The organism is Phenylobacterium sp., assembly GCF_046463815.1.
Classification (GTDB): domain Bacteria; phylum Pseudomonadota; class Alphaproteobacteria; order Caulobacterales; family Caulobacteraceae; genus Phenylobacterium.
The window spans coordinates 74406-86836 of sequence record NZ_JBKBRO010000005.1; the positions used below are offsets into that span (position 1 = coordinate 74406).

The following is a 12431-nucleotide window of genomic DNA, read 5'->3' on the forward strand; positions in this document are numbered from 1 at the left end:
TCTTACATCTGTTTGAAGCGACCCTAGCGGCGCCCGACGCCAGGGGAAAGAGCCGAAGTTCCGGTATGGCCGTTGGGCGAGCGCCGGTCGCTCAGAAGGGCTCGAAGCAGTCGTAGTTGCGCTGCCGGCGGATCTTGTCGCCCGCGAACTCGAAGAAGACGGCGAAGCGGGCCTTCATGGCCTCGCCGGGCTCCAGCGAGCGGAGCGGCACGGCCAGCACGCCCCGCCAGAGGACCTCGGCGGCCACGGTGTTCCCGCTCTCCATGAGGGTCACGATTTCATAGGTCTCGGCGCTGAGGACGTCGCGGCCCCGGGCGTTGGCTTCCCGGAGCTCGGCCACGGTGCGCCGTGCGCCGGAGGGGACGAGGGCGTTGGGAAACTCTTCCTGCACCGCGTCTTCGGCGAAGAAGGCGAGGGAGTCGCCCCGCTGCTCGATGGCCTTGAGGTAGGCGCGGACGATCTCGGCCCGGCTCATGGAGGTCCTAGAGCTTGAGCGCCTGGTCGGTGGCCCGCACCAGGGCGTCGACGATGCCGGGCTCGGTCGAGGCATGGCCGGCGTCCCAGACGATCTCGAAGCGCGCCTCGGGCCAGCCCTGCTTCAGACGCCAGGCGGCGTCCATCGGCGTCACCACGTCGAAACGGCCCTGGACGATCCAGCCGGGAATGTCGCGGATACGGTCCACGTTCTCCAGGATCCAGTTCCTCGACGGGAAGAAGCCGAGGTTGGCGAAGAAGTGGCACTCGATCCGGGCGAAGGCGATGGCGAAGTCGATCTCGTTGAACTTCGACGGCCGGGCCTCGGGGCCGCGGATGGAGATGGTGTCGCCCTCCCACTGGCTCCAGGCGGCCGCGGCCTCGGCCTGAATGCTACGGTTCGGGCTGGTCAGGCGCTTGTGGTAGGCGCCGATCATGTCGCCGCGCTCGTCCTGCGGGATCGGCGCGCAGAACCGCTCCCAGGCGTCGGGGAACAGCATCGAGGCGCCCTCCTGGTAGAACCAGCGCAGCTCGCGCTCGGTCAGCAGGAAGATGCCGCGCAGCACCAGGCTCTCGACGCGCTCGGGGTGCTTGATGGCGTAGGCGAGCGCGAGCGTGGAGCCCCAGGAGCCGCCGAACACGCACCACGTCTCGACGCCGAGATGTTCGCGCAGGCGCTCGATGTCCTCGATCAGCGACCAGGTGGTGTTGTCGTCCAGGCTGGCGTTGGGCCGGCTCTTGCCGCAGCCGCGCTGGTCGAAGAGGGCCATGCGCCACTTCGCCGGGTCGAAGAAGCGCCGCATGGTCGGATTGATCGCCCCGCCCGGGCCGCCGTGCAGGATGACGCACGGCTTGCCGTTCGGGTTGCCGCACTCCTCGTAGAAGATCTCGTGCGGCCCACCGGTCGAGAGCCAGCCGCTGGCGAAGGGCTCGCTTTCCCGGAACAGGCCCCGCCGGTTCTGGCTGGCGGAGACGGCGGGCGGCGGGGTGTTGCGTTCCATGGGAGCCAATCTACTTCGGGAAGCGCCGGTCCAGCCAGTCGAGGATCAGCCGGTTCACCTCGCCCGGCTTCTCCTGCTGTGTCCAGTGGCCCGACCCCTCCACCATGTGCATCTCCAGGTCGCCGACCAGGCCCTTCATCGGCTCGGCCATCTCGGGCGTCAGCACGGCATCCAGCTCGGCGGTGATCATCAGGCAGGGAAGGCCGTCGATCCTGCCGGGAAGTCCCTCGGCGCGCTCCCAGTTCCGCGTGAAGTTTCGATACCAGCTCACCGGGCCGAAGAAGCCGCCCTTCTCGAAGGCCTCGGTGAAGACGGCGAGTTCGTCGGGGCTCAGCAGTTGGTCGCCGCCGGCCGTCCCGTCCCAGGCGCGCAGCAGGTCGCGGAAGGCGAAGGACGAGCCGCCCTCCGGCTGGGCGGCCGCCGTGCGCAGGGCCGAGGGCTTGCGCATGAAGAAGCGCATGGTCTTCGACACATCCTCGCCCAGGACCGCCTCGGGCTCCTCCGGGGTCTGGAACCAGACGATGTACATGTCCGGCCCGAAGCGGTGGCGGAAGATAGCGATGGGGTCTACCGGCGCGCGGGGCAGGAAGGGTGTGTTCAGGCCGATGACGCCGGCCACCCGATCGGGATGGAGCAGGGGCGTCTGCCACACGACGATGCCGCCCCAGTCGTGGCCGCAGAAGATGGCCTTCTCCACGCCCAGGTGGTCCAGGAGGCCCACGAGGTCGCCCGTCAGATGCTCCATGTCGTAGTCGGTGACGGCGCCGGGTTTGGACGAGAGGCCATAGCCCCGCTGGTCCGGCGCGATCACCCAGCGGCCGGCGTCGGCCAGGGCCTTGACCTGGTGGCGCCACGAGAACGCGAGCTCGGGGAAGCCGTGGCAGAGGACGACGGGGACGCCCTCGCGGGGGCCTGCCTCGTAGTAGGCGATCTCCACGCCGTTCACCAACGCCCGTTTCGCGGGCGGCATCATCGTCTCGAGCGCCGACATCCGGCTTCCCCCTTTTTCGTTGATCGCGGCCAGCTTTGCCGCATTTGAGGTTTCCCAGGAACACCCGAAGCCATTAGGGCAGGCTGTCGTGACGTACGCCAAGGAGACATCCGCCAAGGCGACCTCGCCCGGCGGCGGCACGCCCTGGGGCCTGGTGGTGCTGCTCGGCGCGCTGACGGCCATGGGGCCGCTCGCCATCGACATGTACCTGCCGAGCCTGCCGGCCATCGGCGCGGACCTGCGCGCCTCCGCGGCGCAGACGCAGGGGACGGTGGCGGCCTTCCTGGCCGGCATGGCCATCGGCCAGTTCTTCTACGGCCCGGCCTCGGACCGCTTCGGCCGCCGGCCGCCGATCCTGCTGGGCGTGGCGATCTTCGTCGTCGCCTCGGCCGGCTGCGCGCTGGCGACGACGCCGGAGCAGCTCCTGGCCGGCCGCTTCCTCCAGGCGTTGGGAGCGTGTTCGGGCGGGGTCGTCTCCCGGGCCATCGTCCGCGACCGGTTCAGCCATACCGAGACGGCGCGGATGCTGAGCCTGATGATGCTGATCATGGGGCTCGCGCCGATCCTGGCCCCGCTGCTGGGCGGAGCCCTGCTGACCCTGGGCGGCTGGCGGCTGAACTTCTGGTTCATGGCCGCCTGCGGCCTGGCGTTCGGGACGGCGGCCTTCCTGCGGCTGGTGGAATCCCGCGGCGAGGAGACGGCGATCCAGGCCCGTTCCGAGAACCCGTTCCAGGCCTATTTCGCCCTGCTGGGGCAGAAGCGGCTGGTGGGCTACGCCCTGGCCGGCGCCCTGAACGGGGCGACGCTCTTCACCTACATCTCCTCTTCGCCCGAGCTGCTGATCGGGACCTATGGCGTGGCGCCGTCGGCCTTCGGCCTCCTCTTCGGCCTGAACGCGGTGGGGGTGATCGGCGCCAACCAGGTGAACCGCTGGCTGCTTAGGCGGCGCACGCCGGACCAGGTGCTGGCCCGCGCCAGCGTCGTCTCCCTGGGCTTCGCCGGGCTGCTGGCGCTGGCGGCGGTCACCGGCCTGGGCGAGCGGTGGACGGTGCTGCCGCTGCTCTTCCTGGTGCTGGCCAGCTACGGCTTCATGCAGGGCAACACCATGGCGGGCGCGCTCAGCGTGGATCCACGCCGGGCGGGCTCGATCTCGGCGCTCCTGGGCGGGGTGTCGTTCGGGACCGGGGCGGCGGCCTCCAGCCTGGCGGGCCTCCTGCACGACGGCACGCCCCGGCCGATGGCGCTGGTGATGCTGGCGGCGCTGGCGGGCTCGGCGCTCACATTGCACCGCCTGGCCCTGCCCAGGACCCAGCCTCAAGTCTGACGGGTCGCCGCGCCCCAGGCGAGCAGCGCCCAGCCGGCCATGAAGCTCAGGCCGCCGAGCGGCGTCACCGCGCCCAGCCAGCGCGGCCCGCCCAGGCCCATGGCGAACAGGCTCCCCGCGAAGATGACCACGCCCAGCAGGAACACGGGCGCCGCGAACCGCGCCTTGCCGCCGATCCAGGTCGCCGCGAACACGGCGAGCGCATGGACCATCCCGTACTCGGCGCCGGTGCGCAGCCAGCCCTGAGCCTTCGGATCGGCCACGCCGTGGGCCCCGAAGGCGCCGAAGGCCACGCAGGCCAGCCCCGCCAGCGCGGCGAGCGTCGTCCAGGTCCGCATCAGCGGGCTCCCGCGGTGAGGAAGGCCAGCTTCTCCACCGGCGGCAGGGAAGGGGCCTGGCGCTTCAGGGCCGCGAAGGCGCCCTCGGCGGCGTCCAGGGCGAAGTCGATGTCGGTCTCGGTCATGGCCGCGCAGAGGAACATGTTGTGCCAGGGATGCACATAGACCCCGCGCGCCAGCATCTCACTGGAAAAGCAGAAGCCCTTCCGGAGGTCCGGGTCGTCGTCGAACAGGAAGAGGGGCAGGGTCGCCGGGCCCGTCTGCCGGAAGCCGAAGCCCGCCGCGGCGGCGCGTTCGGCGAGGCCTGAGCGCAGGCGCTCGCCCAGGGCGGTGATGCGCTCCAGGTAATCGGTTTCGCGCACGAGCCGGAGCGTCTCCAGGGCGGCGGCCATGGGCGCGGCCTGGAACCAGAATGAGCCGGTCACATAGATGGAGTCCGCCGCGGCGCGGGCCTTGTCGTTCCCCAGCAGGGCCGAGAGCGCATGGCCGTTGGCCAGGCACTTGCCCCAGGTGGAGAGGTCGGGCGCCACGCCGATGCGGCTCCAGGAGCAGTCGCGCGAGAGCCGGAAGCCCGCCCGCACCTCGTCCACCACCAGCAGGGCGCCGCGTTCGTCGCACAGCTCGCGGGCCCGGCGCGCGTAGGCCGGATCGGGCTCGGCCTGGTCCACGAAGGCGTCGTGCCGGAAGGGCGCGGCGAAGATGCAGGCGAGGTCGTCGCCGGCCTCGACGACGGCGGCCTCCAGGCTTTCCACGTCGTTGTAGTCGCAGAAGAGTTGGTGGGCCCGGTCGGTCTCGATCACGCCCGCGGGCCTGGGCGTGCACCAGGCGGCGGCCCCGTGATAGGCGCCCTTCGCCCGGACCACCACGCGGCGCTTGGTGTGCGCCCGGGCCAGCGTCAGCGCCATGGACGTCGCGTCCGTGCCGTTCTTGCAGAACATCGCCCAGTCGGCGTGGGCCACCATGCCGGTCAGCGCCTCGGCCAGCTCGACCATCAGCGGGGAGGGGCCGGTCAGCGTGTCGCCCTGGCCGAGTTGCCGCACGAAGGCCGCGTCGATCTCCGGGTTGGCGTAGCCGAACAGGTTCGGCCCATAGGCGCACATGAAGTCGAGGTATTTCCGTCCGTCGGCGTCCCACAGGTGCGCGCCCTCGCCGCGCTGGAAGAACTGCGGGTAGTCGTCGGGAAGCAGGCCCACCGACAGGTGCCCGTACATGCCGCCGGGGATCACCGCCCGGGCGCGCTGGCGCAGCTCTCGGTCGCGGCCGATGGCAAGGTCCATGCGCAGGCTCCTCCCATGTCTTTGCCAGAGCTTACGTTGGCGGGCGGGCGTCGGCGACTCCGTGTATTTCCCGGCCATGTCGCTCCCCGTCCGGCTGGGCCTCTACTATTCGGCGCTGTTCATCGGGACGGGCGCGAGCTCGCCCTACATGCCGGTGTGGTTCGCCCACCACGGGCTCTCGGGCGCGCAGATCGGCCTGATCCTGTCGCTGCCGATGCTGGCCAGGACCTTCACGGCGCCGCTGATCGCGCTGTGGGCCGACTCGTTCCGGCTGCGGCGGACGGCGCTGATCATCATGGGTGTCGCGGTGGCCTGCGCCTACGGGCTCATGGCCCTGCCGCTGGGGTTCGCCGGCTGGGCGGTGGTGTGGTTCGCGGCCTATTCGGCGGTCTCGACCATGTCGCCGCTGACCGATGTGATCGTCCTGAACCGCGCCCGGCGCGACGGCTTCAACTACGGCTGGCCGCGCGGCATCGGCTCGGCGGCGTTCATCGTCGCCAACATCACCGTGGGCTGGCTGCTGACGCGGGGCTCGCCCGAGCTGGTGCTGGTGTGGATCGCCGCGGCGGTCTCGCTGGCCGCGCTGGCCGCCCGGGTGCTCCTGCCGCCCGACCCGGTGCACGAGGAGGGCCACCGCACGCGCCTGGCCGACCGCTGGGCCGGGCTGGGCGAGCTGCTGCGCGACAAGGGCTTCATGACCGCCGTCGTCTCGATCGGCTTCATCCAGTCGGCGCACGCCTTCTATTATGGCTTCTCGACGCTCGCCTGGAAGGCGCAGGGCATCCCCGAGAGCATGACCGGCGTCCTCTGGGGCTTCGGGGTCGCCGTCGAGGTGGTCTTCATGTGGTTCATGGAGCCGTGGCGGCGGCGGATCGGGCCGCGCAGGCTGCTGGTCCTGGGCGGCGCGGCGGCTGTCGTGCGCTGGACGGCCTATGCGTTCTCGCCGCCGCTGTGGATGCTGTTCCCGCTCCAGGCGCTGCACACCCTGACCTACGCCGCGACCTTCCTGGCCGGCCTGCAGCTCGTCGAGCGGCTGTCGACCCCGCGCAACGCCTCGGCGGCCCAGACGGTCAGCTCGGCCCTGTCGAGCGGCATGCTGATGGGCGCCGCCACCCTGGCCTCCGGCCCGCTGTTCGACCGCTTCGGCGCCCAGGGCTACCTCCTGATGGCGGCCATGTGCCTGGCGGGCCTGATCGGCGCGTTCCGCCTCTACGGCGAAGGCCGGCTCGACCCGCCCTGAGCTTGGGGCGGGCTAGGCCCGGCCTGCCCAATGAGTTCTTGATGTTCTCATTTTGTTCTTGACTTGCCGCCTGAAGCATGAGAGCATTCACGTGGGACGCGGGGTGGTTGCCATCAGTCCCACAGCAAACAACGAGATGGGGTGCTCGATGGCGCATATGCCTAGAGGAGAGCCGCGGACCGTTCCGGACCCGGCGGGTAAATTGTACGACGAGATGATCCAGAGGAGCGGGCGAAAAAGCAGCGTGCGGAAGCTGCTGGCCTTGGAATTTCAGGTGCTGGCGATTCACGACCCGTCTTTCCGTCCGACAGCCGGCTTCAGCGGGTCCGAACCGCGCCTCGCTCCCAATCGACGGTCACCGTCGCAGGCCAGACCTACAGGGAAGTCGACAACGGACGTGCGAACGTCCTGGTGCCTGTGACGAGCACCTCCTCGGCCGCGGAGCTCGATCAGCGACGCCGAGGGGCGCAGCGAGTTCAGTTCATGGCAGAGAATCCGCTCGCGGGCGCCGCTTACGGCATCGCCACGCTGATCGGGGCGCCCCCTGAAGCTCGCGAGCGGGCGATGATCGTGGGCGGCGTGGCCGATGCAGCAATGCGCGGAGCGGGGCCACTTGGGCTCGCTGCTCGGAGCCCAATGGCGCCACCGCGCGCGTCTGTGACCCCAACATCCCTGCCACGTCCAAACATCAGGTATCGGAATGCAGGTGCTGATGGACAGGCGACCGGCGTGACCGCCACGGTGACCAAGTCAATGCTAGGCACCGGGACGAGGGCCGACCCGAGGCTGACGCCGCCAGGTTGGCAGGGAAACGGCCTCACATATAACGAAGCGAGAGGTCATCTTCTTGCCAGACAGCTTGGCGGTAGAGGCGACGAGCCGCGGAATCTCGTCACACTGACGCAGAATGCGGCCAACTCACCGCACATGTCCGGCTTCGAGCGACAGGTCGCGAGACGAGTTCGGGATGGTGAGGTCGTCGAATATTCCGCAACTCCGCTGTACAGCCGTGGAATTCTGCCGCCGGCGGCAATGCTGTTGACTGCTCAAGGCAGTCGGGGCGCCCCGGCCGCGCGGATCATCCAGAATCCAGCGGGACGCGGAAAGTGAGCATCGAAAACCTCGTTAGGGCCGTTCCGCCGCCGGCCCGGCCCGTCGAGGCGTTTGAGGGCCCTTGGGAGCCGATCGAAGCCGAGCTCGGCACGTCGCTGCCCTCGGACTACAAAGATTTCGTCCGCCTATATGGAAACGGATACTTCATGGAGTTCATGGGGGTTTGTGTTCCTAGGAGTCGGAACCCCTATGTGAGACTCGAGACCCAGGCGAAGGTCGTGGGCGACCTCTTCAGGTCAATGGATTTGGATGAGCACCCCTATCGGTTCTGGCCGGAGCCGGGCGGGCTGCTGTCGTTCGGCGGAACGGATTACGGTGACGCCCTCTTCTGGTTGCCCCATGGTCGTCCAGAAACATGGCGAGTGGTCGTCTGGGGGCGAGGCCTTCAGGAATTCGAAGCCTTTGGCTGCGATCTCACCGACTTCCTTGCCGGGCTTGCCACCGGCCAAATTCTACCAGAGGACTTCCCAGGAAATATCCTGCCCTGTGATCTTCTCTTTCAGGCGCATTCTGGGTGAAGGTCGCGCGCCTCCGTCAAGGTATCGACCATGACCATCCGGCTCTTCGGCTGCGTGTGCGGCCAGTTCAACAGCCCGGGCGCCGGGCTCGGCATGGCGGCCGAGCGGGTCAGCGTGCCGATCCCCTTCTATGTGGTGGAGCACCCGGACGGCGTGGCGCTGTTCGACTGCGGCCTGCACGCGGGCCTGACGGACGCCGAGGACCCGTATCGCGTGGCGCTCAGGACCCAGGACCTGGACTCCACGGTCGAGGCCGATGAACTGGCCGCCGCCCACTTGGAACGCCTGGACATCGACCCGGCCCGGGTCCGCTACGTCGTCCTGTCGCACCTGCACTTCGACCACGCGGGCGGCCTGCACCAGCTCCCCAACGCTACGGTCGTCGTCCAGAAGCGGGAGTGGGAGGCCGGCTTCGACGAGGGCATGGCCCGGCGCTACTTCCTGCCCCGCCGGTTCTACGACCTGGGCCATCAGGTGAAGCTGGTCGACGGCGAGCACGACCTGTTCGGCGACGGGGCGGTGACCCTGCACCCCAGCTTCGGTCACACGCCGGGGCACCAGTCCATGCGGGTGCGGAGCGCGATGGGCGACCACATCCTGGTGGGCGACGCCTGCTACAACTGCGAGGCGGCCGAGACGCGCAACTTCCCCGAATACAGCGACCACGCCGCCATGAACCGGTCGCTGGACGGCCTCCTGGCCATGCGCGAGGAGGGCACGGTCATGGTCTTCGGCCACGATCCGGGCCAATGGGGCGAGAGGCCGGTGCTGCCGTCGGTGCGCACCTGACGTGGGGACACGGTTGCCGAGCGCCTGAACGCGTCCCCATGATGCCTCCCAAGGGAGGATATCGAGATGCGCGCGCTGCAGGTCACGGCCCCGTGGGGGCCGGACGCGATCCAGGTGGTCGAGGCACCCGAGCCCGAGCCCGGCCCCGGCCAGGTGCTGGTGCGGATGAAGGCCTGCTCGCTGAACTACCGCGACTTCCTGATGATCCACGGGATGTACGGGCGCGCGGCGGCGAGCGCCAACGACGTCATCACGCCCTTCTCGGACGGCTGCGGCTACGTCGAGGCGGTGGGGCCGGGCGTCACCCGGTTCGCGGCCGGCGACCGGGTCTCGACGCTGTTCTTCCAGAACTGGGTGTCGGGCCCGCCGACCCTGGAGAAGCTGTCGAGCGCCCTGGGCTTCCCGATCCCAGGGGCGGGCGCCGAACTGCAGGTGTTCAGCCAGGAGGGGCTGTCGAAGGTCCCCGACTTCCTCAGCGACCATGAGGTCGCGACCCTGCCGTGCGCGGCGCTGACCGCCTGGCGCGGCCTCTTCCACGACGCGCGGCTGGAGCCCGGCGACACGGTGGTGCTGCAGGGCACCGGCGGGGTCTCGATCTTCGGCCTGCAGTTCGCCAAGGCGGCGGGCTACCGGACCCTCATCACCTCGTCCTCGGACGCCAAGCTGGAGCGGGCCAAGGCGCTCGGGGCCGATCATCTCGTCAACTACAAGACGACCCCCGCGTGGTCGAAGCCGGTGCGCGAGGTCACAGGCGGCCGCGGCGCGGACTTCATCATGGAAGTGGGCGGACCGGGCACGATCAACGAGAGCATGAAGGCCATCAGGATCGGCGGTCACATCGCGGTCATCGGCATCGTCGCCGGCGCAGGCGAGCCGTTCAATCCCGCCGGTCTGATCGGCAACTCGGCCAAGCTGCAAGGGTTGTCGGTGGGCTCGCGCGACATGTTCGAGTCCATGTGCCGGGCGATCGAGCTGCACGGCATCCGGCCGGTCGTCGACAAGGTCTATCCGTGGACCGAGGCCAAGACGGCCATCGCCGCCATGGGGGGCGGCGAGCACTTCGGGAAGATCGTGCTGGAGTTCTGAGCGCGCACGCCAACGACAACAGGGAGGACGCCATGAAGACCAAGGGGATCAACCACCTGGCGCTGGTGTGCCGGGACATGGCCGAGACGGTGAAGTTCTACACCGAGGTGCTGGGCATGCCGCTTGTGAAGACCGTGGCCCTGCCGGATGGCGGGCAGCACTTCTTCTTCGACTGCGGCGGGGGCTCGACGCTGGCGTTCTTCTGGTGGGCCGACGCCCCGCCGGCCGCGCCCGGGATCGCCTCGGTGGCCGAGTTCCCGGCCAGGCCCAAGTCGGCCGTGGGCTCGATGAACCACGTGGCCTTCCACCTGGACGAGGACGAGCTGGAGGCCGCGATCGGGCGCCTCCAGGCGGCGGGCGTGAAGATGACCGTGCCCGCGGTGGTCAACCACGACGACAGCGAGATGGGCGTGGCCCGCGAGATGCACGAGGGCGTCTGGATCCGCTCGGTCTATTTCACCGATCCGAACGGGGTGATGCTGGAGTTCGCCGCCACCCTGAAGGACTTCGGGCCGGGGGACGTGCGCCACGCCCCCGCCCGCGCCGTCCAGCCCGCCGGAGCCTGAGCCCATGCCCCGCCTGCGCCAGGTGTCGCGCAAGGACACCGACTCCGAGGTCGTGCTGAAGACCTACGACCTGCTGTTCGGCGACCGCGACCCGGTGGCCGAGCCCGGCACCGCCACCGGCACGTCGGGCGACTGGTGGACGGTCTTCGCCCTGGTCCCCGACTGCCTGGACCACTGCAACCGCGGCTTCGCCTTCTACCGCAGCCCCAGGCGCAAGCTTGACCCGGTGCTGCGGGAGCTCGCCCAGACACGGGCCGGCTGGGCCAAGGCCAGCCAGTTCGTCTTCTCCCAGCACTGCAAGTCGCTGCGCGGCCTGCGGGTGCCCGAGGAGAAGATCGCGGCCATCCCGCACTGGCAGGTCGCCGCCTGCTTCGATGCGAAGGAGCGGGCGGTGCTGGCCTACGCCGACTGCCTGGTGCTGCAGGGCGGACGGACGCCCGACGCGGTGTTCGAGGCGCTGAAGGGCTTCCTCTCGGACGAGGAAATCCTGGAGCTGACCTACATCACCTGCCTCTACGACATGCACGCGGTGATGACGAAGGCGCTCAAACTGGAGTTCGACGACCGTCCGGAGCCCATCGTCGAGGTCGCCGCGCCCGACGATTTCAGCGCCCGCGACTTCCTGGACACGGGCCGGCGCTGAGGCCCCGATGAGGGGCGAACCAGGTTTGCCCGCCAGGGTTGTGCGAAGCGCGCGATGGGGTCATGTTCCGCCAAGGTCAAGCTTGTTCTCAGGCTTGGCGGGGAGCGCGGCTCGCGTCGCGCTGGGGTTCAACAGAACATCGGGAAGAGTTGCATGAAGTCCGTTTGGTTCACGGCGGCCGCGGCCGTAGCGCTGGTCAGCGTGCCTGGCGCCTCGCAGGCGCAGACCGTCTCGCCCAGCCAGTTGAAGGGGGCGCTGATCGCGACCGCCAACCAGTATCTCAAGGGCCGCGCGCCCTGGACGGTCGTCGACGTCGACCAGTACCTCGTGGTGAAGGTGGCCGCCGCCCAGCCGTCGTCCTCCCAGAAGATCCGCACCGAGGACCCGATCTTCGCCTATCCGAACTGCTCGTCCTCGCCGGGCAGCGCGAACCGCACGCTGACGGTCACCCGCTCCCACGAGACCACCGTCAGCACCGAGGAAACCGTGGACGTGAGCGTGGGGGCCAAGGTCGGCGCCGGCGTCGAGGGCGTGGCGACGGCCGAACTCGACACCACCATCTCGGACGCGGTGACCAACGGCCATGCGGTGACTGACGGCCAGGAGACCAGCGACCAGCGCCAGGCCTCCGCCAACGACGTGGCTCCCGGCAAGGGCGTGAAGTTCATCCCCTACCAGTGGCAGAACATCTACAGCAACGCGACCTACGAGATGTGGGTGAAGCCGCTGCACGGAAAGTACGTGATGAACAACCTGCCGGGCAGCCCGACGTTCGTTCAGGACCTGTCGGCGTTCTACCAGATCAACGACGACGTGAAGTACCCGCCGATCCATGTGAAGGGCGTGTTCAACGGGACCCAGATGGACACCACCGAACTGGCCCAGTTCGACATGACGCCTGACGAGATGCAGAAGAGCTGCGCGCCGGGCGGGGCGCCGACCAACGCCGCGGCCCTGCCGCCCGGCTTCGGCCTCATCAACCGGACCGCGCCGAGCCCGGCCGATCCCAAGCCGGGCCAGCCGCTCGGCGCGCCGGTCCCCTACGTGGGCCGCCGTTAAGGCCAAGGAGCC

General features: G+C 69.4%; 14 protein-coding genes. 9 read left to right on the forward strand and 5 right to left on the reverse strand.

Features of this window, described 5'->3' with window-relative positions; all coding sequences use genetic code 11:
* Positions 1–91: 91 nt before the first annotated feature.
* The 3 genes from ACK4TT_RS04455 to ACK4TT_RS04465 are packed head-to-tail and all read right to left on the reverse strand — an operon-like array spanning position 92 to position 2466.
* Complete coding sequence (locus tag ACK4TT_RS04455) at positions 92–475, reverse strand: nuclear transport factor 2 family protein (RefSeq protein ID WP_409634334.1); 384 nt, start codon at positions 473–475, stop codon at positions 92–94.
* A gap of 7 nt (positions 476–482) precedes the next feature.
* On the reverse strand, positions 483–1475 hold the full coding sequence (gene pip / locus ACK4TT_RS04460) for a prolyl aminopeptidase (protein WP_410212513.1): 993 nt from the start codon (positions 1473–1475) through the stop codon (positions 483–485).
* A gap of 10 nt (positions 1476–1485) precedes the next feature.
* Entirely contained in the window at positions 1486–2466 is a 981-nt protein-coding gene (locus ACK4TT_RS04465) for an alpha/beta fold hydrolase (protein WP_410212514.1), read from the reverse strand.
* Between the two features lie 88 nt (positions 2467–2554).
* Here ACK4TT_RS04465 and ACK4TT_RS04470 point away from each other — a divergent pair, with 88 nt between their 5' ends.
* Positions 2555–3790, forward strand: a complete 1236-nt coding sequence (locus tag ACK4TT_RS04470) for a multidrug effflux MFS transporter (protein WP_409634343.1) — start codon at positions 2555–2557, stop codon at positions 3788–3790.
* Here ACK4TT_RS04470 and ACK4TT_RS04475 read toward each other — a convergent pair.
* Both ACK4TT_RS04475 and ACK4TT_RS04480 read right to left on the reverse strand, forming a co-directional pair.
* A complete protein-coding gene (locus ACK4TT_RS04475) occupies positions 3781–4128 on the reverse strand; it encodes a DUF423 domain-containing protein (protein WP_410212515.1) in 348 nt (115 codons plus the stop codon). The two genes, ACK4TT_RS04470 and ACK4TT_RS04475, sit on opposite strands and share 10 nt — an antisense overlap.
* A complete protein-coding gene (locus ACK4TT_RS04480) occupies positions 4128–5405 on the reverse strand; it encodes an aminotransferase class III-fold pyridoxal phosphate-dependent enzyme (RefSeq protein WP_409634349.1) in 1278 nt (425 codons plus the stop codon). The genes ACK4TT_RS04475 and ACK4TT_RS04480 overlap by 1 nt, the downstream gene beginning before the upstream one ends.
* 76 nt (positions 5406–5481) lie before the next feature.
* Here ACK4TT_RS04480 and ACK4TT_RS04485 point away from each other — a divergent pair, with 76 nt between their 5' ends.
* The 8 genes from ACK4TT_RS04485 to ACK4TT_RS04520 all read left to right on the forward strand — a co-directional run bounded on the left by ACK4TT_RS04485 (position 5482) and on the right by ACK4TT_RS04520 (position 12419).
* Positions 5482–6645, forward strand: coding sequence for an MFS transporter (locus ACK4TT_RS04485; protein WP_409634352.1), 1164 nt, complete (start codon positions 5482–5484; stop codon positions 6643–6645).
* A 636-nt stretch (positions 6646–7281) separates the two neighbouring features.
* The gene (locus tag ACK4TT_RS04490) at positions 7282–7755 is read left to right on the forward strand and encodes a DNA/RNA non-specific endonuclease (protein ID WP_409634388.1); all 474 of its coding nucleotides are present in this window, start codon (positions 7282–7284) and stop codon (positions 7753–7755) included.
* The gene (locus ACK4TT_RS04495) at positions 7752–8276 is read left to right on the forward strand and encodes an SMI1/KNR4 family protein (protein WP_409634355.1); all 525 of its coding nucleotides are present in this window, start codon (positions 7752–7754) and stop codon (positions 8274–8276) included. Before ACK4TT_RS04490 ends, ACK4TT_RS04495 begins: the two co-directional genes overlap by 4 nt.
* 30 nt (positions 8277–8306) lie before the next feature.
* Positions 8307–9065, forward strand: coding sequence for an N-acyl homoserine lactonase family protein (locus ACK4TT_RS04500; RefSeq protein WP_409634358.1), 759 nt, complete (start codon positions 8307–8309; stop codon positions 9063–9065).
* A 66-nt stretch (positions 9066–9131) separates the two neighbouring features.
* Positions 9132–10151: a zinc-dependent alcohol dehydrogenase family protein gene (locus ACK4TT_RS04505; RefSeq protein ID WP_409634361.1), complete on the forward strand. Its 1020-nt coding sequence runs from the start codon at positions 9132–9134 to the stop codon at positions 10149–10151.
* 32 nt (positions 10152–10183) lie between these two features.
* Positions 10184–10717 carry a VOC family protein gene (locus tag ACK4TT_RS04510; protein WP_409634364.1) on the forward strand — a complete coding sequence of 178 codons (534 nt, stop codon included), beginning with the start codon at positions 10184–10186 and terminating at the stop codon, positions 10715–10717.
* Between the two features lie 4 nt (positions 10718–10721).
* On the forward strand, positions 10722–11360 hold the full coding sequence (locus ACK4TT_RS04515; RefSeq protein WP_409634367.1) for a carboxymuconolactone decarboxylase family protein: 639 nt from the start codon (positions 10722–10724) through the stop codon (positions 11358–11360).
* Positions 11361–11513: 153 nt separating this feature from the next.
* Positions 11514–12419: a hypothetical protein gene (locus tag ACK4TT_RS04520; RefSeq protein WP_410212516.1), complete on the forward strand. Its 906-nt coding sequence runs from the start codon at positions 11514–11516 to the stop codon at positions 12417–12419.
* Positions 12420–12431 lie beyond the last annotated feature (12 nt).